Here is a 25,356-nt window from a genome sequence, read left to right on the forward strand (position 1 = left end):
GTAATTCTGGTTGATACCTCAAAAGCAGCTGATGGATTTCCAACAGCTGCTTTTTTTTGTTCGATAGGTGGACTTAAAAAACAAAATTTCTTATTGAATCATTTTGCTTTATCATTAATGATAATTATTATCATCTAGATAGAAAGTCCTGCATTACATGTTCAACAAAAATAAAATTTCCAACAGCATTCTGATTATTGAAGATGATTTAGTGCTAAATCATCAGCTAAAACAGCTGCTGGAAAAACAGCGTTTTATCGTTTCTCAATGCTTTGATGGTGAACATGGATTGCTTGCTGCGGTTAGTGAGCATTACGATCTGATTTTGCTTGATATCAGTCTGCCTGAACGAGATGGTTATTCTGTTTTAAATACGCTACGACAAACTCGTAAAACGCCTGTCATTATTCTTACCGCTCATGGTGCTGAAGAAGAGCGCATTCTGGGTTTTAAAAATGGGGCAGATGATTATTTGCCAAAACCATTTAATTTTACTGAATTGGTGCTCCGCATTGAGGCAATTCTCAGAAGAGCCTGCACAACCAGCTATCAACAGTTGAATGGGTCTGTTTTACAACACGAAGGTTTGACGCTGGACAGGCAGAAACAGCAGGTTTTTTTTCATGAGCATGCAGTGCAGCTGACGCCCATCCAGTTCAAGTTGCTGTGGACGCTAATGCAGCACGCTAATCATCTGCTCAGTAAACCACAGCTTTATCGTCTGGTGATGGAGCGCGACTTCAGTCGATATGATCGAAGCCTTGATATGCATATGAGTCGGGTCCGACGAAAATTAATCGATGTTGGCATGCCGGTTGACCGGCTGCAAACAGTCCATGGGGCGGGCTATATCCTGTTATGAAAAGGCGCCTGTTATGGAAACTGTCCCTGACTATTACGCTTGGAACACTTGCCTTGTTCTGGATAATCCATCATTTAATTCTGCAGACCGAGCAGCATATGAGTTTTATTGATAAACAGGATCAGCAGCAGTTAATTGATTATGCAAGACATGCTGAAATGCTGTATCTGCAAGGTGAGGATGAAAAACTGGCAAATTGGATCAACTATATAAAGCATCAGGAAGATACCTGGGTTGCACTGATCCGTTCAAAGCTCACACCACTGGCAGGTAGTGAGATGGATGACTATTTTGTCGAAAATTTTGCATTGGGTAGAGATATCAGTTGGAAGATCCATTTATATTTTGCTCAAAATCCGATTATGGATATTACCTTTGCAGATGGGCATACCCATTTTCTGATTCGTCTGCCACAACGTATGCGACCCGGAGGCTATTGGACCTATACCAGTCTGTTACTACAAATTGCTTTACCGATGCTCTTGCTGGCTATCTTGAGTGTGGTGATTTATCGGCACGTCATGTCACCATTAAGACAACTCGAAACCGCCACTAAGCAATTCAGTGAGGGTGATTATCAAGTGAGAGTGCGTGATGACCTTGGCAAACGCAATGATGAAATAGCGGCTTTAGCCAGTACTTTTGACAGCATGGCAGAAAGAATTGGTACACAAATCCAGACCCAACGTCATCTAACCACCGATTTATCACACGAATTAAGAACCCCGTTAACGCGCGTTGAACTGGCATTAAGTATCGCTGAACAATCCACTCCAGACGATGAATCATTGCAACGTATCCGTCATGAATGCCAGCAAATGCGTGAGTTAGTGGAAGATACTTTAACCCTGGCCTGGTTAGAGAATGAGCAACCATCGTTACAAAATGCATCACTGGACTTGACCGACTTGATTGACAGCATTGTAGAGAATGCCCGATTTGAATTCCCCCGGCACGTCATTACTGTTCATACACCGGAAACAGCTTATCTTCAGCAAAGCAGTGATCGTGCTTTAGGACATGCGATTGAAAATATATTACGTAATGCTCTTTCGCACACACCGCTAAAAGGAACGGTGAGCTTAACGCTGAAACGATACCAAGACCGTTACAATTTACAGATTGATGATCAGGGAGCTGGTGTCGCCAGAGAACAACTGCAAAATATCTTCAAACCGTTTTACCGTATAAAGGGATCTCAATCTGAAACCTATAAAGGGTTCGGGGTAGGTCTCGCACTTGCAAGACGTCAAGTCGAAGCGACAGGCGGAAAGTTATGGGCACAGATTCATGAGCACGGTGGATTAACAATGATCATGGAATTGCCGCTGACCTCCAAAAGTTAAACCTACTCAAGTTCAATTAATTGTAACAATTGTAAATTTGGTTTTAATCTCCGTTCACACTGACTAGAATGCGAATCTGTTCTATTTGATAATGATTATTATTCGCGAGGTTGGTGTGAGTATAAAACGGAGTATTGTAAGTCGTCCGACGATTTTAACATTGGCAATAGCTTCTGCTTTGGCAGGTCAGGTTGTTTGGGCAGAAGAGAGTGAAAGTATTGAACTAGATGTCGTTAAAGTGACGGGGAATACTATTACCCCAGAGCTCAATAGCGTCACAGCAGAACAAATTGAAAAACTACAGGCAACTGATTTGCAAGATCTCTTCAGTCAGTCGCCTGAAGTGACAATTGGCGGTGGTCCTGGGTTTGCCCAAAAACTCTATGTTCGTGGTATTGAAGATCAGCTGTTAAATATCACTATTGATGGTGCACAGCAGGCGACTCGTCAATTTCACCACGCAGGTCGAATCAGTATTGAACCTGAATTATTAAAACGCGTTGAAGTCAATGCGGGGGCAGGAAATGCGTTGTCAGGTCCAGGAGCATTAGGCGGTTCAGTTAAATTTGTGACCAAAGATCCAGAAGATATGCTGAAGCCGGGTGAAAACTTCGGTGGTCTGGTAAAAGGCATGTTCTCCAGCAATACTGATAGTTTTAAAACGAGTACTACTCTGTTTGGGAAATTGACCGAAGACTGGAGCGGCATGGTTTCTTATACGCAATCAGATGTCGACAATTACGAAGATGGAAATGGTGATGAAGTATCAGGTACAGAAGCTGATCAAGAGTATCTGTTTGCAAAAGTTGTCGGACACTTGACTGACAGTCAAACAGTACGTCTGAGTTACGAAAACCATAAAGATGAGGGCGATAGAACCCAGCGTCCTCAATGGATATTTAGTCCTCCACCAGCAGGAGCACCAGCTAACCGAGGGAATCTGATATACCCAATTGATAGTGACAGGAAAACAGCCACTTTCAATTATGAGCTGACCCCCCTTGATAATGCTTATGTGGATCTGGCACTGACTCTTTACAATACCGAAACAGAGTTTTTTCAGGACGGATTTTTCGGTCCCTTCACCGGCACAGGCGAGAGTACTGGTTTTGATTTACGTAATACATCTATCTTAGGTATGCATGAAATCACCTATGGAGTTGATTATCGTAAAGATGAGTCTAGCGCCGATGGGGATGGCGAGAATTACAAAGATGAGTCAAAGGTCAAGGGTGTTTATCTTCAAGATGATATCCAGTTAACCGATGCATTATTGTTAACCGCGGGTCTTCGTTACGATGACTATGAATTAGATACAGATTTTGGAAATACATCTCATAATGAAAGTGATCTCAGTTCTAATGTGGGTCTAAATTTTCACTTTACCGATAATTGGAGTGTGTTTGCTTCTTATGCTGAAGCCTTTAAAGGTCCTTTGGCACAGGATGCGTTTAAACTCGGCTTTACAACGCAAGCCGAGGATTTGAAACCCGAAAAGGCAGAGAATATCGAATTCGGTGTTGCCTATGACTCAGCAACATGGTTTGGTTCTGCCAAAGCCTATAGAAGTGAAATCAAAGACGTTATTGGCGTTTCAGGAACGGTAGGCCCAGCCAGAAATATCTTTGATAATTTGGGTGATTTAGAGTCAGATGGTTATATTCTGGAAATAGGTCATCGCTGGGATAGCTTAATGGCGAGAGTCAGCTATCACTACAACGATGCCGAAGTGGATGGTGTGGAAGCGAATGCTTATGATCATAACGGTATAGCTAATACGGTTCGTGACACATTCATTGCTCAACTTGATTACCAACTTAATTCACAATGGAATTTTGGTTGGAATGCGCGTTTTGTGAAAGGCCGTGATGATATTGATTTTGTGGCTCAAACCACATTTCCAGATGCAGAAATTGACCAGCCTGGCTATGGCATCCATGACTTTTATACGCAATGGAGGCCGTCATTATCAGAAGATGTACGGATAATGCTTACGGTACAGAATATTTTTGATAAAAATTATATTGATCATGCGAGCGTAGCCGATTTCACTGGCTTACCAGGTTATGGTTTAGTGAGAGGCTACAATGAACCCGGACGTGATGTTCGTCTGAGCGTGGCCTGGCAATTCTAATTCATTAAGCAGGTTTTCCCTGAAAATGCTTGATGAGCTTTGGCCGGATGTTGCAATGACATCCGGCTTTTTTCTATATTTAGGTTAACTTTTTTTCTCAATAATATTGCTGGGAGAATATTTCCAGCAAAGCACCAGAGCCAGAATAAAAGTCAGCCATTCGGCCAGCGGAAGGGCGATAAGAAACTGTTTATCTGGCAACCATGTGACAAACAATAATAATAAAGCTGCAGGCAGTAGTAAGCCTCGGGTTAAAGCAACTAACATAGATGGTAGCGGCTTTTGCATAGCGGTTAAATACACGGATAACGTGACATTCAGTCCATTGACAACAAATAACGGCCAAACCAGCATAATAAACTCGGCAGATAACTGCTGGCTTTCCACGGCATTATCCTGCAAAAACAATTGTATCAACCACTGTGGATAAAGCAGTAAAACACTAATTAGTAAAAGTGATAAAACCAGCACCAATGACATAGCCGTGATTAAAAAGTCTCGAATCCGCTTTGCCTGAGCAGCCCCATGATTTTGACTGATTAACAAATGCAGAGCATCTGCTATACCGTAATAAATCATCAGACTGATGAAAATAAGATAGTTAATCACTGCAAACGCCGCTAAACCATTGACTCCTTGATAGATAATCAGTAGCCAGTTAAGCAATAAAATCACCATTCCACCGGAAAGCTCATTCACAAATTCTGATAGCCCGTTGTAAGCGACTTTAGTCACCTCCGACCAGTTTCCCGGCATTAAAAGTAACCTTAAGCGTCTATTTTTGCTGAGAAAATACGTTGAAAGAATCAGCATCTGTACGATCTGTGCTGCAAGAGTTGCCAGAGCCGCCCCCTTTAACCCCATTTCCAGGCTGATAATGAATAGCGCATCAAGTGCAATGTTTATTAACGCCCCGGCAACCAAAGCGAATGTCCCCAGTTTTTGGCGGTTATCCAGCCGGATAAAGTAATACAGCACCATACTGGTCACTTGTAGAACCAGTACCACACAAATAATATGAAAATAAGGCAGAACCAACGTTATCAATTCATTCGGCGCACCCAATAACGTTAGTATTTGTCGATCCAAAATGAGTGAAAACCCCATAAACAGCAGACTGACAATTAAAATACTTATCAGGCATTTACTGAACACGGCAGCAGCGGCTTCGATATTGTTTTGCCCCAAATAACTACCGGCACGAACAGCCCCACCAATGGAAAACATCAGAGCAATAGCAAAAATCAGCGTAAAAAATGGAATCAACAACGTTATGGCGGCCAGACCCGCCGAACTGACAAACTGCCCGATAAAAATTCCGTCGACTATGCTGGCGGTGGTAATCGCCAACAAGCCCAGAATGGATGGAATGGCAAAGCGGAGAAAAGTGGAAATAATCGGACCGTTGAGGACGTCATTGTCGGTGTGGCTAGCCTGCATTTGGTTTCCATTTTCAAAGAAGTAGGGTCGGGGATCGCTGAATGCTAATAATTCTTTTTATTTTAGCAGCGCTCTTTTCACCGGAGCACATCAAAACGATTGAGTAATGCGGTATTTATTATCGTTATAACTCAGTTAAGTGCGTATAATACCGGGTCATTTGTTCGATGCGTGTTTCGCGTTGGCAACACATTTTAAAACATGGAGCTGAACACATTTTGCAACACGTCATTTCAACCTCCAACACGTTCATAATCGCTATTCAATGAAAAATATCAGAAACTTTTCAATCATTGCTCATATTGATCACGGTAAGTCCACCATAGCAGACCGCTTTATTCAAATCTGCGGCGGTCTGACTGCACGTGAGATGTCGCAACAGGTGCTTGATTCGATGGATATCGAAAAAGAGCGCGGCATTACCATCAAGGCGCAAAGTGTTTCATTGGATTACACGGCAAAAGATGGTGAAACCTATCACCTCAACTTTATCGATACGCCGGGCCACGTAGACTTTTCCTATGAAGTTTCCCGCTCACTGGCTGCCTGTGAAGGTGCTTTGCTGGTCGTTGATGCTGCTCAAGGGGTTGAAGCGCAAAGTGTGGCCAACTGTTATACCGCTATCGATCTTGGCCTTGAAGTTCTGCCCGTGTTAAACAAAATTGATTTACCTGCTGCAGAACCCGATCGAGTCGCTCAGGAAATCGAGGATATTATAGGTGTGGATGCACTGAATGCCGTACGCTGCAGTGCCAAAACGGGTGTCGGTATTGATGAAGTCCTTGAAGAGTTGGTTGCGCGTATTCCGCCACCACAAGGCGATCCAGAAGGTCAATTAAAAGCACTGATTATTGATTCCTGGTTTGATAGCTATGTCGGTGTTATCTCTTTGGTGCGAATCAAACAGGGCAGACTGAAAACCCGCGATAAAATCAAAGTTATGTCCACCGGACAGGAATATCAGGTTGACGAAGTCGGCGTATTTACGCCCAAGCGCAGTAAACGCACTGCTTTAAATTGTGGTGAAGTGGGTTATGTTATTTCCGGGGTCAAGGAAATTGATGGTGCGCCGGTAGGGGATACCTTAACGACAGCTCAACATGGTGCGACGGAAATGTTGCCGGGCTTTAAATCGGTAACGCCGCAGGTTTATGCAGGTGTATTTCCTGTTAGCAGTGATGATTACGATGCATTTCGTGAAGCACTGGGCAAATTACGATTAAACGATTCATCACTGTTTTTTGAACCGGAAAACTCTCAGGCTTTAGGCTTCGGTTTTCGCTGTGGTTTCCTCGGTCTGTTGCATATGGAAATCATCCAGGAACGCCTGGAACGTGAATATGATCTGGATCTGATTACCACGGCTCCGACCGTGGTATTTGAAGTGGTCACCAAAAAAGGTGATGTAATTAAGATCGAAAATCCGGCCTCATTACCTGATGCCGGTTCCGTTGAAGAAATCCGTGAACCTATCGTAGCGGCTGACATACTGGTGCCGCAGGATTATCTTGGAGCGGTCATTACCCTGTGTGTAGAAAAACGTGGCGTACAGAAATCCATGCATTACATGGGCAAACAGGTTGCACTGAGTTACGAATTGCCAATGAATGAAGTGGTGATCGATTTCTTTGATCGCATCAAATCGGTCAGCCGCGGCTATGCCTCATTGGACTATCATTTTATCCGCTTTCAGGCGGCACCTCTGGTGAAACTTGATGTGTTGATTAACGGCGAAAAAGTTGATGCTTTGTCAATGATAGTGCATAAAGATCAAAGCGTTTCTCGTGGTCGTCAGTTAGTTGAAAAAATGCAAGAGCTGATCCCGCGACAAATGTTTGATGTCGCCATTCAGGCCGCTATTGGCGGACACATTATTGCGCGCTCAACAGTCAAGGCAATGCGGAAGAATGTTTTGGCAAAATGTTACGGAGGCGACGTTTCTCGTAAACGTAAATTGCTTGAAAAACAAAAAGCCGGTAAAAAACGAATGAAATCCATCGGCAAAGTGGATGTGCCGCAGGAAGCATTCTTGGCGGTATTGCAGTTATCCAAGAAATCTTAATAAGGAGCGTCAAGTGAGTTTCCCAGCAATAATGGTGTTACTGGTCGCGATAACCGGTCTGATATGGTTGGTGGACCGCTTTTGGTTAGCACCTAAACGTAAAGTAAATGACAATGAACCGGCGATTGTTGAATACGCCAAATCATTTTTCCCCATTCTGTTGCTGGTGTTGGTGATTCGCTCGTTTATCGCTGAACCGTTCCGCATCCCGTCAGAATCTATGTTGCCGACTTTGCATGTCGGCGATTTTATTTTGGTGAACAAATTTTCCTATGGCGTTCGGCTGCCGGTCATTAACACTAAAATTCTCGATACCGGTTCGCCGGAACGCGGTGATGTGATGGTATTCCGTTATCCCAAACAACCTGAAATTGACTATATCAAACGGGTAATTGGCTTACCGGGCGACAAAGTTGGTTATTTCAATAAAACGTTGTACATAAATGGTCAGGAAGTTAAAACCGAGGTAGTTGATAAACCAGTAGAAATGCTGGGTATCATTGCGCCGCGAGTACAGCTGAAGCATGAATTTCTGGACGCTGAACCTCATGAAATATTTTTGGATCCGCAACGTCAATCAATGGAAGGTGAGGTTACAGTTCCGGAAGGCCATTATTTTGTTATGGGTGATAACCGCGACAATAGTAATGACAGCCGTGTGTGGGGAACTGTGCCGGAAGAAAATCTTGTCGGCAAAGCCTTCTTTGTCTGGATGAGCTGGGATTGGGACCAGGGTGGTTTGGTCTGGTCAAGGGTGGGAAGCTCTATTAACTAAGAGCGAGTTTTTCCATTGGAAATGATTTTAGAATCTAATACATCATTTCCACCTTGTTTGATGAAAGGAGCCTCCAGCAGTGATGGGGAGGGAAGATAATTAGACTCTAGGGCTTGTTTTATCTTTCATATCCGCCTCTGTTGTGAGCTGAAAAAGTGTAAATCAAGGCACGAGGAGCGCCTTTTAGTTATTCTAAATAAGCGACGAGTAACGCAGAGTGACGCTTTTTCAGTCACAACCCAAAGGGCTGGGACTATTTTTGCGTCCGACTGCGTTGTGAATAACTTATGACGGAAGGCAACATTGCGTGCTTTCGGCCTTGGTGGATACAAAAATAGTCGCCAGCAGTGGTGGATGTGAAAGATAAACAAGACCTAGGAGTGCATCATGAAAAAACAACAGGGAATGACACTAATCAGTTGGGTGATAGTACTGGCAATCATCGCATTTTTTGCCACTTTAACCATGCGATTGGTACCGATGTACCAGGAATACTATGGTGTTTTGCAAATCATGAAGTCTATGGAAACCGAATTAAAAAACAATAAGCTGAGCAATCAACAAGTAATGTTACTACTGAGTAAAAGGTTTAATACCGGTTATATCTCCAGTGTGAAAAAAGAAAATATCGAATTATTCCGTGGCAGAAGCAATGCCTATGTCACCAAAATAGTGCTTGATTATGAAGTGCGGAAGCCGTTTTTTGCCCACATTGATTTAGTTGGGCATTTTGTGACAGAAGTGGATGTGGAACCGGAACCGACAAATCGATGACAAGCATCAAACAGAAAAAACTCTGCCAGCAACTTGGCATTCAATTTAAAAATGAAACATTGTTATTGCAGGCACTGACACATCGCAGTGCTGATCCAAAAAATAATGAACGGCTGGAATTTCTGGGCGATGCGATTTTGAGTTTCGTGATTGCCGAAGAACTGTTTAATCGTTTTCCCCAAGCCAAGGAAGGCAAGATGAGTCGCCTGCGTGCCAGCCTGGTGAAAGGGGAAACCCTGGCGGAAATAGCCCGTGAACTCAAATTGGGTGATGTGTTAATCCTCGGACAGGGGGAATTGAAGAGTGGTGGTTTCCGCCGTGAGTCAATTCTGGCCGATGCCTTAGAAGCCATTCTAGGTGCACTGTTTCTGGATAGTGGCATTGATATCGTCAAGCCGTTGATTCTGCGTCTTTATGATGAACGGCTGGATTCTATTGATGTTACTGAAACCATAAAAGATCCCAAAACCCGCTTGCAGGAATTACTACAAAGCCGCAAATTACCTTTGCCGCTATACAGTGTGAGAGAAATTGAATCCGCTGATAAACAGCCTGTTTTTGAAGCCTCTTGTCAGGTAAGTTTGCTGAATAAATTAGTGGTGGCTCAGGGAAGCAGTCATCGTAAGGCTGAGAAAAAAGCCGCTGAACGCGCCCTGACGCTAATCGAGTCAAAATTATGAATGATCAACCTGCTTTTCGCAGTGGCTATGTAGCCATTATAGGCCGTCCCAATGTCGGCAAATCCACCCTGATTAATCGGGTGTTGGGTCAAAAGTTATGTATTACCTCGCGTCGCCCGCAAACCACCCGTCACCGCATTCTGGGGATTAAAACCTCGGAATTGGGACAGTTCATTTACGTTGATACACCTGGTATCCACAGTGATGGCAAACGGGCCATGAATCGCTATATGAACCGTGCTGCAGCCGCTTCCGTTGAAGATGTGGATGTGGTGGTGTTTGTAATCGAAGGTATGAAATGGACTGAGGAAGATGAGCGGGTTTTGCAAAAACTGCAGGGGACCAGCAAGCCAGTCATTTTGGTGATGAACAAAATAGATAAACTGGAAGATAAAGCTACTTTGTTTCCACAGGTAGAAAAGCTTGCTGCATTGTTTAAATTTACTGATATCGTGCCATTATCAGCCCGCAAAGGCATCAATCTGGAATCTCTTGAAGAATCGATATATAAATTAATGCCAGAAGGCGAGATGATCTTTGATGAAGATCAGCTCACCGACCGTAGCTCACGTTTTCTGGCCGCTGAAATGGTTCGTGAAAAACTGTTCCGTCATTTAGGCCAGGAATTGCCGTATTCACTAACTGTAGATATCGAACAGTTTGAAGATGATAACGGCATGTACCGTATCAGCGCTGTTATCTATGTAGAACGCAGTGGTCAGAAATCCATTGTTATTGGCAAAAAAGGTGAGTTGCTCAAGCAAGTCGGTAAAGATGCCCGCGAAGATATGGAAAAGTTATTTGACTGTAAGGTGTTCTTACAATTATGGGTCAAAGTGCGTGAGGGCTGGTCTGATAACGAGCGCATGCTCAGAAATCTGGGCTATAACGACGATCTCTGATTAGGCATTACGGTGGAATTCACCCAGGCATTTGTTTTACACCAACGTCCTTATCGGGAAACCAGTTTTTTGCTGGATGTATTTACTGAAGATTATGGTCGATTAAGCTTGGTAGCCCGCGGCATGCGCCAAAACAAACGCCGTCACAATAACCCACTCCAATTATTCCAACCGCTTTGGGTAAACTGGTTTGGAAGAGGTGACTTACTGACAATAAGCAAAATTGAAACGACCAGCGCACCTTATTGGTTGCAGGGTCATGCTGCTTTATGCGGTCTTTATATCAATGAATTATTAGTCAGATTGTTAACCCAGCAGCAAGCAGAACCAATGGTGTTTGATGCATATCAAAAAGCTTTGGATGGCTTACAGCAGGCTGAGAAGGCTGAGCAAGTGTTAAGACTTTTTGAAAAGCGATTGCTGGAAGCGTTAGGTTATGGGCTGGACCTGAACAACGATAGTCAGGGTGAGCCAGTGTCCGATGAACAGCATTACAGTTATCAGCCGGAGCTTGGGTTGCAACCTTGTCTGGCAAATGACAGAAAAAGGATTATTTCAGGAGCCAGTTTGTCACAGCTACAGCAGGAAAAACTGAGTGATCCGGTTAGCCTCAATGAAACAAAACATTTAATGCGTTTGATAATAAACTATCATTTGGATGGCAAACCGCTGAAAAGCCGGCAGTTGTTTGCTGAAATGCAACGTTATGCCGGCCCTAAAACAGCGAATTAATTAAGGAACATCATGTCGATTTATCTTGGCGTTAATATTGATCATGTGGCCACGTTAAGACAAGCCCGCGGTACCCGTTACCCCGATCCGATTCAGGCAGCTATTGAAGCCGAACAAGCCGGTGCTGACAGTATTACGCTGCATTTACGCGAAGATCGCCGGCATATTCAGGATCGCGATGTCAGAATGCTGGCCGATATTCTGCAAACCAAAATGAATCTGGAGATGGCGGTAACCGAAGAAATGCTTGGCATCGCTGAACTATACCGTCCAGCTGATTGCTGTCTGGTACCGGAACGCAGAGAAGAGTTAACCACGGAAGGTGGGCTGGACGTTGCCGGACAACAATCCAGAATGCATGACGCCTGTTCGCGATTAGCAGAAGCCGGCATTACTGTTTCATTATTTATTGATCCAGAAATGAAACAAATTGAAGCTGCTGCGGCCTGTGGTGCGCCGGTCATTGAGTTACATACCGGTCGTTATGCCGAGGCTAGTTCAGCGGCTGAAGCCCAGCATGAGCTGAAAATCATTCGTCAAGCTGCTGAAAAAGCCCATGCTATGGGCTTGCAGGTGAATGCTGGTCATGGTTTGCATTATCACAATGTAAGACCCATCGCAGAGATTAAAGAGCTGGTGGAGCTGAATATCGGCCACGCCATTGTGGCACGATCATTCTTTACCGGCTTTCAGGAAGCCGTCCGGGAAATGAAAAAACTGATGTTAGGTGCACGACATTCATGATCAGTGGTATTGGCACGGATTTAGTGCATATTCCCCGTATCGCAGAAATGTTAAAAAAGTACGGCGATAAAGCCGCACAGCGTATTCTGGATGTGAGCGAATTCGAGCAGTTTCAAAAAAACCAGCAACCTGCCGCATTTCTGGCTAAACGGTTTGCTGCAAAAGAAGCCACGGCCAAAGCCTTGGGCACAGGCTTTCGGGATGGGTTAAGCCTGCAACATATCGCCGTTCGCAATAATAGTCTGGGCAAACCGGAACTGGTCTTTAATGCTTATGCCGAACAGTTATTGTCAGAAAAAAATATCCAGACAGCTATGCTCAGTCTGAGTGACGATGGTGATTATGCCACCGCCTATGTTGTCCTGGTGGAAGGTTAGAATGTCACAATATCCCACCATTGAATCCTGCATAGGCAATACACCTCTGGTCCGTTTACAGCGATTGCCCGGCAATACCAGTAATACGATTTTGGCTAAGCTGGAAGGTAATAACCCTGCCGGATCGGTTAAAGATCGGCCGGTTGCCAGCATGATTCGCCATGCTCAACTGAGAGGTGATATTAAGCCTGGCGATACGCTGATAGAGGCGACCAGTGGCAATACCGGTATTGCGCTGGCAATGGTCACCGCTATTCTGGGATATCGGATGATTCTGATTATGCCGGAAAATATGAGTTCGGAACGGCGGGCTTCAATGCGGGCTTATGGTGCCGAAATTATTTTAACCGATGGAATGGAATCCGCACGTGATTTGGCGCTGCAGATGCAGGCGATGGGGGAAGGCAAAGTTCTGAATCAGTTTGGTAATTTTGATAATCCATTAGCGCATTATGAAACGACCGGACCTGAAATCTGGCGGGATACCAATGGAGAAGTAACCCATTTTGTCAGCGCCATGGGAACAACTGGCACCATTATGGGGGTTTCCAGATATTTGAAACAACAGAATCCAGCAGTTCAGATAGTCGGGGTTCAACCCGTCGAAGGCTCAAAAATACCGGGTATCCGACGCTGGTCAGCTGCTTATCTGCCAGAAATCTTTGAGCCGGAACGAGTAGATATGACGTTGGATGTAGAACAGGAAGTTGCTGAAGACACCATGCGCAAACTGGCCCGTGATGAAGGCATCTTCTGTGGCGTTTCATCAGGTGGCAGTGTTGCTGCTGCGTTACGATTATCGGAAACGGTTTCCAATGCTGTTATCGTCTGCATTATTTGTGATCGTGGTGATCGCTATCTTTCTACAGGTGTGTTTCCGGCAGACTAATGCTAACCAGGACTCTAGTCTTATTGGTTTTATTACTGGTAGCGACCTCCCAGTTACATGCAATAGAACAGGCGGCTATTCAGATCGGCTCCTGGTCAAGCGAGCAAGTCGACATCACTGATTTGCAAGTTGAAGTCAATTTACAATCCACCGGATTAGCGCTTACTGCCACAGCCAAACAATTACAGTTAACAGCACCAGTAGGTCTGTTAAAAAATGTCAGACTGCGCTGTGAAACCTTACGCTGGTTATCCGGGCAAATAGATTGTCAGTCTGGTCAACTGGACTTCAGCCATGCTCTTTGGGGCAACCAAAAAATAGCATTCAATATTAAATCTCGTGCAGAAGAAGAAAATTATCAACTGACTTTAACAGGTATCCAGCTGGATCAAGGCAGCATGGACGTTCAGGCGGATTACCAACAGGGTCAATGGCAAGCTCAGGTGGCCGGGGAAAATGTTGCGTTAAACAGCTTGGTTAAATTTATCGGTCCATACGTTAATGAAAAGCAACTGGAATTACTTTCGCAATGGAATATCAATGCCCTAATGGATATTGATGCAGAACTTACCGGTAATCAAACACACTTAGCCTCGGCAAAAGTTTCCGGAAAACTAAGAGATGTAATGTTTGCTGATCCCAGCGGAAGTTATGCTGGCGAAGCTCTGGCAGCCCAAATACAACTGGCACTGCAAATCGAAAATGATCGCTCGTCATGGCAGCAAACGCTAACTATCGATAAGGGCCAGACCTACTTTGAACCGATCTTTTTGGATTTGGCTGAACACTCTGTCACGTTAAGCAGTGAAGGACAATTCAATAATGCCAACAAAACATGGCAGATAAATGATGTTGAATTTTCACAAAGCACTTCCATTTCAGCCAATGCAGAGTTAAATGGTAAGGCAACGCAATTAACACATCTGCAAATGGACCTCCGTAGCACTGATTTAGCACAATTATATAAAGACTGGTTACAACCATTTATTCCAGGTTCGTCCCTGAGTCATTTGCAAACCACCGGGGAGTTAACAGCCAGTTTGCAATGGCAGCCAGAGCAATATCTGTTTCAAATGAATTTACAGTCGGTCACGATAGTCGATGATGCTGGACGGTTTGCTATTGATAACCTTGAAGGGGAACTGGGATGGACTAACCAGGAGTCAGTGATACCGATTGATTTACGCTGGAACTCGGCTTCTATTTTATCCTTGCCATTGGGTGGCTCAACCTTACAGGCAGAAGCGAGTCAGAATCAGATTCAATTTTCCAATTTGTCATTACCTATTCTGGATGGAGCATTATCACTGAATGACTTTCAATTAAGTCTTGATGAAGAGCAGGGAAGAAGCTGGCAGTTTGAGGGATTATTAAGCCCGATTTCAATGGATCAATTAAGTCCTTTACTGGGCTGGCCAACGCTTCAAGGTAAATTGTCCGGCATGATCCCCAAAGTCAGTTATGCTGATGAAGAGATCACTGTCGATGGAGCATTGTTACTGAAATTATTTGATGGCACGACGGTGATTAGAGATCTCCGTTTACAACAGCCATTCGGAAGCCTGCCTCAGTTGTATGCCAATATCGATATTAACCGTCTGGATCTACAGACGCTCACCAATACTTTCGATTTTGGTAATATAAGCGGCAAATTAGATGGTCGTATCCATAATTTACGCTTATCAAACTGGCAACCGGTGCAATTTGATGCATTATTTGAGACACCAGAAGAGGATCCAGGTCGGCGGCGAATAAGTCAGCGTGCCGTCAATAATCTTTCGCAGATTGGTGGTGGTCCGGCTGCCATTTTATCGCGTGGGTTTATGGGCCTGTTTGAAGATTTTTCCTATAGCAAAATTGGTCTAAGTTGTCGTTTGATGAATTCTGTCTGTCAGATGGGTGGTATAGAACCTGCTGAGCAAGGGTACTATATTGTTAAAGGTGGCGGCCTGCCACCATGGATTAATGTGATTGGCTATAACCGTGAGGTGGATTGGCCAGAATTAATCGCCAGATTAAAAGCGGTCAGTCAAAGCGACGGGCCAGTTATTCAATAAAGGAAAATCGAATGGGTTTATTAAAATGGTTAACGGGCACTACCGCAGGGTTAATGCTGATTTCCTGTGTGACAATCAATATCTATTTTCCGGCAGCGGCTGCTGAAAAAGCTGCAGATCGAATTATTGAAGATGTATGGGGACGCGAAAACCCGACGCAGCCACAACCGACTGAATCGGAAGACAGTACTAGTGCTTTAAAACAGAATATGCCGCTTGCAATGCAGGTATTGAACTGGTTGGTCTCACCGGCGCAGGCAGAAGCTAATTTGAATATTAATTCGCCGGCAATTAATGCTTTGCAGGCAAAAATGAAACAGCGCCATGAGAAACTTCATCCGTTTTATCAAACCGGTGCGGTGGGATTAACCAGTAATGGTCTGATTACCTTGCGTGATGCCTCTGCAGTGCCATTAAAAGATCGTAATACAGTAAATACTCTGATCGCTGAAGAGAATCAGGATCGTAACGCCTTATACGCTGAAATAGCCCGTGCTAACGGGCATCCTGAATGGGAATCTGATATCCAGGAAACCTTTGCCAGACGCTGGATAAGCAATGCAGCCAAAGGTTGGTGGTATCAGCAAGGCGGCAGCTGGAAGCAAAAATAATTTTTCAATCAAGTTTAAGTCCGGTTATGCAAAAGCATGACCGGACTTTTTTTATGTAATTTTCGTTTAAAGGTTTAACAAATGGCACGACGTAATCACAGAAAACGGCTCCCTACAGAAGCTGTTCAGGCAACTATAGAGAGTCTTTCTCATGATGGTCGTGGCATTGCCCGAATTGAGGGTAAAACCGTCTTTGTCGACGGTGCGTTGGCGGGTGAAAATGTGTCGTTTAAATATACCCGGCTGCATAAAAAATATGATGAGGCCAAAGTAATCTCGATTGAGTCTGCCTCCAAGGATCGCGTTGAAGCAAAATGCCAACATTTTGGTGTGTGTGGTGGGTGCAGTTTGATGCATATGTCACCAGAAGCTCAGTTAAGCCTGAAACAAGACACCTTAAAGGAACAGCTTTCGCACTTTGGACAACTGACACCAGAGAATTGGTTAGCACCGTTAACTGGCCCTCTGTGGGGCTATCGACGTAAAGCTCGTTTAGGTGTCCGTTATGTGACCAAAAAAGAAAAAGTGCTGGTCGGCTTTAGAGAAAAAGGGTCACCTTATCTGGCTGAGTTAACGCAATGTGAAGTATTGGATCCACGCGTTGGATTACGCCTGGAAGAGCTGGGGGAAATGATTGCCAGCCTTGAAGCCTATAACCGAATCGCACAAATAGAAGTGGCGATGGATGATGCCAATACAGCTCTGGTTTTCCGGAACATGGATCCATTGTGTGAAACAGATAAGCAAAAATTGATTAACTATGGTCAGCAAAAGGATTTGTGGATCTATCAACAACCAGGCGGGCCGGATACCGTCAGTCCATTATGGCCTGAAGCACCACAATTGCATTATGCACCTGAAGAAGGTCTCAGACTGGAATTTGCCCCGGGCGACTTTACTCAGGTCAACGCCGCTATCAACCATAAAATGATTGCCAAGGCGATTGAGATGCTTGATTTGCAGGAAACCGATCGGGTACTGGATCTGTTTTGTGGTTTGGGTAACTTTACCCTGCCTTTGGCAAAACGTGTCCGAAGTGTGATTGGGGTAGAAGGGGATAAATCTCTAGTGGCACATGCACAGAGAAATGCCGGGATGAATGGTCTGGACAACGCTGTATTTGAAATGGCTGATTTAACGATAACACAATTGAAAGATTATCCTTGGGCACAGGAAGGTTTCACAAAAGTATTACTGGATCCTCCCAGAAGCGGCGCGTTTGAAGTGCTGGGTCAGATTGCTGATCTGGGCGCCAAAACCATTGTTTACGTTTCCTGTAACCCCGCTACTCTGGCCCGTGATGCCGGTGAACTTGTGAATCAATATGGATATACGCTTGTACAAACCGGCATCATGGATATGTTTCCTCATACCAGTCATGTTGAATCGATCGCATTATTTCAAAAATGATGGGAAAATATTTCTAGTAGTTTTAAATGGTTCACAAAGTACTCGGAAATTGAAGTTAAAAAAGTTCCCTATTTAGTACCAAGGTACAATAGTTTTAGGAAATTTTTCCTTTAATATAGGCAACATTGCTCCAGGAATGAACCGGAGCAATACTAAATATTTGAGTGCCAACCTTGGTGTGAGCCAAGAGACGGAAAGCCACGGGTCTTCCTTAATAAGATAGCCGGGTTGCATTTTCAGGAAGGAAATGTAAATGAAATTATTAACACCAATCTTTGCCGCGACACTTTTGATGTTAGGTTTTTCTACAACTGCATCAGCCACTTTTTATCATCCTAAACCACATTACTGTGATAATGGTGATCTCTGTGATAATAGCCAGCCTTTCTCAACTACCTTGACGACTGGCGATATTAATAACAGTGGAAAATACGCTTACTGGGGTTTCGATAGTATCGATGTAGCTGATTTGACAATTGAATCAGCAACTTTAACTGTAAAATCTAATGCTGATAACTTTTTTATTTTCGGGTGGGATAAAATTTTCGCTTATACAGATAATTGGTATGGCACTGGACTTGAGCATATTGGCTGGCTAGATGGCGGTTACGATGTTTTTTCATTAAGCTCTAGTCTTTTTGATGAAATTATTGATGGTTTATCACTGAAAGCGCTTTTCACCGATAATTCAGAAGACGTTTTTTGGTCAAAACTGGAAGTTTCTGGCGTCTACTGTCCGCCTATTAGTGAGGTTCCTTTACCAGCAGCGGTATGGTTGTTCGGTTCAGGTTTAATGGGCTTTATGGCTGTTCGCAGAAGAACAAAAGCAAACCAACAAGCTTAACTCTCTCGTAATACCGTAAAATAAAAACCGTGGCTTTCGAGCCACGGTTTTTTTATGTCTGAAAAAAAGAGTGAGTTGAAATGGCAAAGTCTGATCCGTTAGCTGAATCGCCCCCAGCTTTATTAAAAGATCATATAAATGCCAATTCTATCGATGTGTTAGCAGGATTAATCAAAGGCTATCAACCGGATTTTCCTGACGATAAGTTCAGGGTTATGGCAATGTCACAGTTGGAATCCATGCCACTTAAAACCCGCGTCAACCATCTTAGTAACGTTTTGGCAGTATTACTGGTTGAGGATTTCTCTGTGAATGCCAAATGGTTGAAGCAGGTTGCCGCGCACTGGCCCAATCAGGAGCCCAGTAAAGGTTGGCATAGTTTTATGGCATGGCCATTAATTGACTATGCTGGAAAGCAAGGGCTGCAGCAGCCGACAATCGCACTGGATGTGTTAAAGCATCTCACACCATTGTTTACTGCAGAATTTGCTATCAGACCCTACATAGAACAACATTTTGAGCTGACCTTCAAAGAATTATTGCGATGGTGTGATGATGAGAATGAGCATGTCCGGCGACTGGCATCAGAAGGGATGCGGCCAAGATTACCTTGGGGAGGGCATTTAAAGGCATTAAAACAAGACCCGCAGCCGGTATTTGAAATACTGAGTCAGCTCAGAGATGACAAAAGTAAATATGTCCAAAAATCTGTTGCCAATAATTTAAATGACATTAGTAAAGACCATCCACAGCGAGTAATCGATATCTGTCGTGATTGGTTGAAAAATTCCACACCTCAACGTCGCTGGATTATCCGTCACGGGCTTCGCAGTCTGATTAAGGCAGGTGAGCCAGCTGTATTCCCATTACTGGGTTATAGTGACCACCCAGCCGTTGAGATAGACTTTGATTTAACTGAGCAAGATGTGACATTGGGTCAAAAATTGGAAATGTTGTTGTCTATCCATTCTAAAACCAGTCAGGCTCAACAATTGGTGGTGGATTATCGTGTCTGGCATGTCAAAAACAACGGCAAGACCACCGCGAAAGTTTATAAATGGAAAAACATCGCTTTACCGGCCAAGGAAAGTATCTATCTAAAGAAGTCACACGGATTTTTAAAACTGACTACCCGGCAATACTATGGTGGCCAACACACTATTGAAATACTTATCAACGGCGTGGTTCATAACCAGGCGACGGTGAATCTAGTACTTGATTGAATTAAAGATACTACCAAATAAATTATCAACAGAAATAAAATGAGCCCCGGAGGGCTCATTTTGTTTGGTGTAAATTTAATCGATTTTACTGTTTAGCTAATGCCTGCCAAGTACTGACCACCGTATCCGGATTTAGTGAAATACTGCTGATTCCACGTTCAAGCAGCCATGCTGCTAAATCAGGATGATCCGAAGGTCCTTGTCCACAGATACCGACGTATTTATCTGCTTTGTGACAGGCATTAATCGCCATCTCCAGCATCGCCAATACCGCTGGATCACGTTCATCAAATGCTGCGGCAATTTGTGCAGAATCCCGGTCGAGCCCCAATGTCAGCTGAGTCATATCGTTAGACCCGATTGAAAAGCCATCAAAGAATTCCAGAAATTGATCTGCCAGTACTGCATTGGATGGTAATTCACACATCATGATCAACCGCAGGCCATTTTTACCGCGTTCCAGACCATTCTTTTTCAAAATTTTGATGACGGCTTCAGCTTCACTCAACGTCCGTACAAAAGGAATCATGACTTCAACATTGGTTAAACCCATGACATCACGGACACGCTTGATCGCTTCACATTCCAATTCAAAGCAGGCCTCGAATTCCGGAGAGCTGTAGCGTGCTGCCCCACGGAAACCAATCATGGGATTTTCTTCGTGTGGTTCAAATTCAGCGCCACCAACGAGGTTGCCATATTCATTCGATTTAAAATCGGACATACGCACAATCACTTTGGATGGATAAAATGCCGCAGCAATAGTCGAAACACCTTCCGTAATACGGCTGATATAAAACTCAACCGGGTCGCCATAAGCAGTAGTTTTTTCGCGGATAACCTGTTGTACTTCCGCATCCATTTTATCGGCGGCCATCAATGCTTTCGGATGAATACCGATCATATTATTTATAATGAATTCCAGCCGAGCCAGACCAACACCGTCATTAGGGAGTTGTGAAAAGCTGAATGCACGGTCAGGATTCCCCACATTCATCATAATTTTGACGGGTAACTCAGGCATTTGGTCCAAAGACTGAACCCGATGTTCAAACTCAAGCAGTCCCTGATAAATATAACCTTCATCACCTTCGGCACAGGAAACTGTGGCTGAAATGCCTTCAGCAACTTTTTCAGTAGCATCGCCACAGCCTACTACAGCCGGGATACCTAATTCACGTGCAATGATAGCGGCATGACAGGTGCGACCACCACGATTAGTAATAATCGCCGCCGCTTTTTTCATGATCGGTTCCCAATCAGGATCCGTCATATCTGTTAGTAATACATCGCCCGCTTCAAATTGATCCATCTGATCGAGGCTGCTCAGAATCCGAACCCGACCACTGCCAATTTTCCTACCAATGGCGCGACCACGGGCCAACAATTCACCTTTATCTTTTAAAATGAATTGCTCAGTAACATTTACACTGCGGCTTTCAACCGTTTCCGGGCGAGCCTGAACAATGTAAATCTGGCCATCGTTACCATCTTTTGCCCATTCGATATCCATTGGTCTTTGGTAATGCTTTTCAATAATCATCGCCATGCGGGCCAATGATTCAATTTCTTCATCATTCAGACAAAAATGCAATCGTTCTTCGGGATCGACATCAACGGTTTTAACCGGTGATTTTGCATCACCTGAGTAAACCATTTTAAGCGCTTTCTGGCCCAGAGTTCTGCGTAATACCGCAGGACGATCAGCAGTTAATGTGGTTTTATGCACGTAAAACTCATCTGGATTAACCGCGCCTTGTACCACCATCTCGCCAAGACCGTAACTGCCAGTGATAAAGACCACATCACGAAAACCGCTTTCAGTATCCAGGGTAAAAGCCACACCGGCAGAAGCAATGTCAGAGCGCACCATCTTCTGGATACCAGCAGACAAAGCCACTTCGCTGTGTTCAAATCCTTGGTGATCGCGATAGGCAATCGCTCGATCGTTAAACAGTGACGCAAAGACTTCTCTGATAGCAAACTTGATATGGTCTAAACCGGAAACATTCAGAAAGGTTTCCTGTTGTCCGGCAAACGATGCATCGGGTAAGTCTTCTGCGGTGGCAGATGAACGTACCGCCCAGCTGGTAGAAGTACCGTATTCTTCTACTAGCTTTTCATAAGCTTCATCAATTGCGGCTTCCATTTTTTCCGGATAAGGAATGGTCATGATCCATTCACGGATGGTTTTACCCGCTTTCTGAAGTGCAACGACATCGTCAACATTCAGTTCACGTAATAATTCGTTTATCTGGTCTTGTAGTCCGTCATGCTTTAAAAACTCTCTGTAAGCATCTGCCGTAGTCGCAAAACCGCTTGGAACAGCTACACCCAACGGTGCTAAATTCTGCAACATTTCACCTAAAGAAGCATTTTTCCCACCAACTCTGCCGACATCATTCATGCACAACTTATCAAGTGGAATTACATATTCGGTCATGACTACTACCTTAAATTTTTAGTTTTATTAAATGTAATGGTTGATTCGCGGATGCGCTCACGCGCGAGGCCCATAGAGCGAACAACACGGCTGGATATTTCCTCAATAGAAGTATTTGTAGTATCAAATACCGGAATATTCACTTTCTCAAACATAATCATCGCTTTGTCTAATTCTGCCTGACAGATTTCCAAAGAGGAATAATTACTATCAGGGCGGCGTTGTCGGCGAATTCGACTCAGCGGCACCGGTTTAATAGTTAAGCCGGCAAGTTTATGTTGATGAATTTTAAGATACTCAGGTAGTTCTTCTGCTTCCAAATCTTCAACGGTTAACGGATAGTTAGCCACTTTGAGGGAGAAGTTCATTGCTAAATACAAACTGGTGGGTGTTTTACCACATCGTGAAACACCGACTAAAATGATATCAGATTCTTCATACTGATCGGGACGAATACCATCATCATGCGTCAGCGCATAATCTATGGCATCCAGACGTTTCTGATAAGTGGTATCGCTAATTGAAATTCGCGATACACCGAGTTTCTGTGATGATTCAATATTCAGAAATTTTTCCATCGAACCGATGAACTGATGAAATAAACTGATTACAAATCCATCACAGTCTTCGATAATCTCTTGGGCTTCGTTATTCACTAAGGTGCTGAAAACCAGTGGGGGCAAATGCGATTCGGCACAAAGCGCATTAATTTGCTCGCGTGCTTCCTCAGCTTTTTCTTTAGTGTCGACAAAAGCCAGAGTAATTGTTTCGAATTCAATATCAGGAAATTGCGCCAATAGACATTTTCCGTACGATTCTGCGGTCAAACCGGTCCGATCTGATACAAAAAATACGTTTCTGATTTGTTGAGTATTATTTTCGGTTACATCGTTCATTAGATAATGATGTGCTGAAATGGCTGTATTGATCAACAAAAAGTTTGTTGCAGGAAGAGATAAGCTCAAATATCAATTTCGCTCAATTGATGGTAACGCTTTGTATGGTAATTTATCAGCCGGTATCGCCGTTCATCCTGCACCGATAGAACACTAAAAATTCAACTCTGTAGTATTGCACTTAGAAAGCTGATTTAGCGACGTTCAGAAAGCTAAATAAAGTTATCTGGTATTTTCAAAACTGGCGTATTAGAGCCTATTAAAGGACGTTGGCAGGGTTACACCAAATTTGTTCATTTGACAATGGAGGCATAATAAGGTGTTTTATTTAATGCATAAAAAATGCTTCAGCATTTAATGGAATATGCCGAATAATAACTAAGTTTTAACAAACTGGATATTGATTGTTTTAGCTTGAAACGGACATCCAATATTCCATCAGACACCAAAACGTATACTGAAACGTATTCAGTATTTTGATACCCGGCCCTACAAAAGATGTGACCCCGAAACAATCTTTCAGCCAGCAATCCGATAAAGCAAATTAAGTTTTATTATCAGATACTAAACTGTAACCGGAATTATTACCTCTAAAGACTCCAGCTCTTTAATGTATAAACAGAGTGGTCTATTCAGGACATGAATAAACCAAATGCTACCAGGCCAATACAGACCACTGAAATAAATACAATAAACTCAATGAAGTGCTCCATCAGCCATTCTTCTAACTTGTGCATGATAATCCTCCTTAACAACGTTGCTTAATAACAAGTTTTCGTTGTTGATTATCGTGCTGGCTGGGCTAGAAGACATTGATCTGGATCAAATCAAACCAGTGTTGTTTTTTTTCACTAAAAAGCAGTTGTAACTATTTAGACAAAAACCACCCGATAGCCACTAACCCCAACCAGAAAGCGGTGAAGAGTAAGATGATATGTGGAAATTTTTGCATCAAAAATTCATCAATTTTTTTGAACATGATTACCTCGTAGCAATTCATTTTTAACTGGAAACGATATCATTTGCGCGGAGATTATACCAGTTCAAATAAACTGTTTTTCTACGTTTTCAATGATATGGCGACTACACACGATAAATGACAGATTTTGCTTGTATTTAAGAAGAAGATTCTCTATATTTTCTCTTCTCGGTATGTTCTCTCGCTAGGGGAAAATTTATGTTAACTAAAAGACAGCAAGATACGCTCAACTTTATTCGCCATTACATTGAAGAAAATGATGAAGCACCTTTGGTTACCGAAATTGCCGAAGGGTTAGGAATCAAATCACAAGGCACCACGCACAGATACATTCAGGCGTTGATTGACGGGGGATATCTGGAGCGATTATCGGGAAGAACACGGGGCTTACAGTTAACTGAGCAGGAGGGGGCCGATCAATCGCTTATTCTCCCCATGATGGGAAAAATTGCAGCAGGCCGATTGATAGAGGCCGTAGCCGACGAATCAGAAATTGATCTTGGCATCATGTTTAAAGGCAAGGGTAGATATGTCCTGAAAATCAGCGGTGAATCGATGATTGGCAAAGGTATTATGCCGGGCGATTATGTGGTGATTGAATCAACCCGGCAGGCCAGACATGGCGACATGATTGTGGCTTTAGTCGATGGTTTTGATGCGACCCTGAAAACCATGCTGGTCAACCAGGATGGAACGATTACCTTAATGCCAGCGAATGACGAATTTGAGCCTGTTACGATCGATGCAAAGCGACTCAGCATCCAGGGCGTTGTGGTAGGTCAGTTACGCACCTATCCATGAATACTGATGAAAGTTGCCAAAAACTGAACTAGGGCTTGTTGATCTTTCATATCCACCACTGCTGGCGGCTATTTTTGTGTCCGACAAGGCGGAAAGCACGCAGTGTAGCCATCCTACATAAGTGATTGACAACGTAGGCGGCCGCAAAAATAGTCCCAGCCCTTCGGGTTGTGACTTAAAAGCGCCACTCTGCGTGGCCTACAAGGATGTAGGTCAGGGGCGTGAGCAGGATGCGGAAGTTTTGCTCGTCGCTTATTTAGAACAACTACAAAAACGTCAGGAACGTTTTTGAGCGCAAGCCCCTTCGGGGTGAGATACATGGATGTATCTCACAAAAGGCGCTCCTTGTGCCTTGATTGACGCTTTTTCAGCTCA

General features: G+C 43.7%; 22 protein-coding genes and 1 riboswitch. Of the genes, 19 read left to right on the plus strand and 3 right to left on the minus strand.

The genetic code is table 11. The features are described 5' to 3' along the window. The first annotated feature begins 157 nt into the window (after nt 1–157). The 3 genes from B4F66_RS09595 (at nt 158) to B4F66_RS09605 (ending at nt 4,342) form a co-directional block, all read left to right on the plus strand. Nucleotides 158–862, plus strand: a complete 705-nt coding sequence (locus tag B4F66_RS09595; RefSeq protein WP_292355500.1) for a response regulator transcription factor — start codon at nt 158–160, stop codon at nt 860–862. Then, a complete protein-coding gene (locus B4F66_RS09600) occupies nt 859–2,208 on the plus strand; it encodes a sensor histidine kinase (protein ID WP_292355502.1) in 1,350 nt (449 codons plus the stop codon). The genes B4F66_RS09595 and B4F66_RS09600 overlap by 4 nt, the downstream gene beginning before the upstream one ends. Before the next feature lie 115 nt (nt 2,209–2,323). Beyond that, on the plus strand, nt 2,324–4,342 hold the full coding sequence (locus B4F66_RS09605; protein ID WP_292355504.1) for a TonB-dependent receptor domain-containing protein: 2,019 nt from the start codon (nt 2,324–2,326) through the stop codon (nt 4,340–4,342). Nucleotides 4,343–4,426: 84 nt separating this feature from the next. Here the strand turns inward: B4F66_RS09605 and B4F66_RS09610 are convergent, their stop codons facing one another. Next, nucleotides 4,427–5,782 carry an MATE family efflux transporter gene (locus tag B4F66_RS09610; protein WP_292355506.1) on the minus strand — a complete coding sequence of 452 codons (1,356 nt, stop codon included), beginning with the start codon at nt 5,780–5,782 and terminating at the stop codon, nt 4,427–4,429. 265 nt (nt 5,783–6,047) lie between these two features. Here B4F66_RS09610 and lepA point away from each other — a divergent pair, with 265 nt between their 5' ends. The 14 genes from lepA to B4F66_RS09680 all read left to right on the plus strand — a co-directional run bounded on the left by lepA (nt 6,048) and on the right by B4F66_RS09680 (nt 19,862). Next, a complete protein-coding gene (gene lepA / locus B4F66_RS09615) occupies nt 6,048–7,844 on the plus strand; it encodes a translation elongation factor 4 (RefSeq protein WP_292355508.1) in 1,797 nt (598 codons plus the stop codon). 13 nt (nt 7,845–7,857) lie between these two features. Further along, on the plus strand, nt 7,858–8,619 hold the full coding sequence (gene lepB, locus B4F66_RS09620) for a signal peptidase I (RefSeq protein WP_292355510.1): 762 nt from the start codon (nt 7,858–7,860) through the stop codon (nt 8,617–8,619). A 387-nt stretch (nt 8,620–9,006) separates the two neighbouring features. Further along, nucleotides 9,007–9,393, plus strand: a complete 387-nt coding sequence (locus B4F66_RS09625) for a DUF4845 domain-containing protein (RefSeq protein ID WP_292355512.1) — start codon at nt 9,007–9,009, stop codon at nt 9,391–9,393. Continuing rightward, complete coding sequence (rnc, locus tag B4F66_RS09630; protein WP_292355514.1) at nt 9,390–10,073, plus strand: ribonuclease III; 684 nt, start codon at nt 9,390–9,392, stop codon at nt 10,071–10,073. The genes B4F66_RS09625 and rnc overlap by 4 nt, the downstream gene beginning before the upstream one ends. Next, a complete protein-coding gene (gene era / locus B4F66_RS09635; protein WP_292355516.1) occupies nt 10,070–10,975 on the plus strand; it encodes a GTPase Era in 906 nt (301 codons plus the stop codon). Before rnc ends, era begins: the two co-directional genes overlap by 4 nt. A 12-nt stretch (nt 10,976–10,987) precedes the next feature. Beyond that, nucleotides 10,988–11,707: a DNA repair protein RecO gene (gene recO / locus B4F66_RS09640; protein ID WP_292355518.1), complete on the plus strand. Its 720-nt coding sequence runs from the start codon at nt 10,988–10,990 to the stop codon at nt 11,705–11,707. A gap of 12 nt (nt 11,708–11,719) precedes the next feature. After that, entirely contained in the window at nt 11,720–12,451 is a 732-nt protein-coding gene (pdxJ, locus tag B4F66_RS09645) for a pyridoxine 5'-phosphate synthase (RefSeq protein ID WP_292355520.1), read from the plus strand. Continuing rightward, the gene (gene acpS, locus B4F66_RS09650) at nt 12,448–12,828 is read left to right on the plus strand and encodes a holo-ACP synthase (RefSeq protein ID WP_292355521.1); all 381 of its coding nucleotides are present in this window, start codon (nt 12,448–12,450) and stop codon (nt 12,826–12,828) included. The genes pdxJ and acpS overlap by 4 nt, the downstream gene beginning before the upstream one ends. A 1-nt stretch (nt 12,829) precedes the next feature. Then, on the plus strand, nt 12,830–13,717 hold the full coding sequence (gene cysM / locus B4F66_RS09655) for a cysteine synthase CysM (RefSeq protein ID WP_292355523.1): 888 nt from the start codon (nt 12,830–12,832) through the stop codon (nt 13,715–13,717). Continuing rightward, a complete protein-coding gene (locus tag B4F66_RS09660; protein WP_292355526.1) occupies nt 13,717–15,774 on the plus strand; it encodes a translocation/assembly module TamB domain-containing protein in 2,058 nt (685 codons plus the stop codon). Before cysM ends, B4F66_RS09660 begins: the two co-directional genes overlap by 1 nt. Before the next feature lie 11 nt (nt 15,775–15,785). Next, complete coding sequence (locus tag B4F66_RS09665) at nt 15,786–16,385, plus strand: YdbL family probable chaperone protein (protein ID WP_292355528.1); 600 nt, start codon at nt 15,786–15,788, stop codon at nt 16,383–16,385. A gap of 81 nt (nt 16,386–16,466) precedes the next feature. Then, on the plus strand, nt 16,467–17,795 hold the full coding sequence (gene rlmD, locus B4F66_RS09670) for a 23S rRNA (uracil(1939)-C(5))-methyltransferase RlmD (RefSeq protein ID WP_292355530.1): 1,329 nt from the start codon (nt 16,467–16,469) through the stop codon (nt 17,793–17,795). Nucleotides 17,796–17,951: 156 nt separating this feature from the next. Next, nucleotides 17,952–18,031: riboswitch (cyclic di-GMP riboswitch) on the plus strand. 17 nt (nt 18,032–18,048) lie between these two features. Further along, complete coding sequence (locus B4F66_RS09675) at nt 18,049–18,639, plus strand: VPLPA-CTERM sorting domain-containing protein (protein ID WP_292355532.1); 591 nt, start codon at nt 18,049–18,051, stop codon at nt 18,637–18,639. An 80-nt stretch (nt 18,640–18,719) separates the two neighbouring features. After that, nucleotides 18,720–19,862: a DNA alkylation repair protein gene (locus tag B4F66_RS09680; protein WP_292355534.1), complete on the plus strand. Its 1,143-nt coding sequence runs from the start codon at nt 18,720–18,722 to the stop codon at nt 19,860–19,862. 85 nt (nt 19,863–19,947) lie between these two features. Here B4F66_RS09680 and ppsA read toward each other — a convergent pair whose 3' ends face one another. Together ppsA and B4F66_RS09690 are read right to left on the minus strand one after the other, a co-directional pair. Next, nucleotides 19,948–22,305 carry a phosphoenolpyruvate synthase gene (gene ppsA, locus B4F66_RS09685; RefSeq protein WP_292355536.1) on the minus strand — a complete coding sequence of 786 codons (2,358 nt, stop codon included), beginning with the start codon at nt 22,303–22,305 and terminating at the stop codon, nt 19,948–19,950. Between the two features lie 5 nt (nt 22,306–22,310). Further along, a complete protein-coding gene (locus B4F66_RS09690) occupies nt 22,311–23,201 on the minus strand; it encodes a pyruvate, water dikinase regulatory protein (RefSeq protein WP_292355538.1) in 891 nt (296 codons plus the stop codon). Nucleotides 23,202–23,220: 19 nt separating this feature from the next. Here B4F66_RS09690 and B4F66_RS09695 point away from each other — a divergent pair, with 19 nt between their 5' ends. Then, nucleotides 23,221–23,358, plus strand: coding sequence for a hypothetical protein (locus B4F66_RS09695; protein WP_292355541.1), 138 nt, complete (start codon nt 23,221–23,223; stop codon nt 23,356–23,358). Between the two features lie 1,020 nt (nt 23,359–24,378). Beyond that, nucleotides 24,379–24,981: a transcriptional repressor LexA gene (lexA, locus tag B4F66_RS09700; protein ID WP_292355543.1), complete on the plus strand. Its 603-nt coding sequence runs from the start codon at nt 24,379–24,381 to the stop codon at nt 24,979–24,981. Nucleotides 24,982–25,356 lie beyond the last annotated feature (375 nt).

The sequence above is a fragment of the Methylophaga sp. UBA3603 genome, from assembly GCF_002375335.1.
Taxonomy (GTDB): Bacteria; Pseudomonadota; Gammaproteobacteria; order Nitrosococcales; family Methylophagaceae; genus Methylophaga.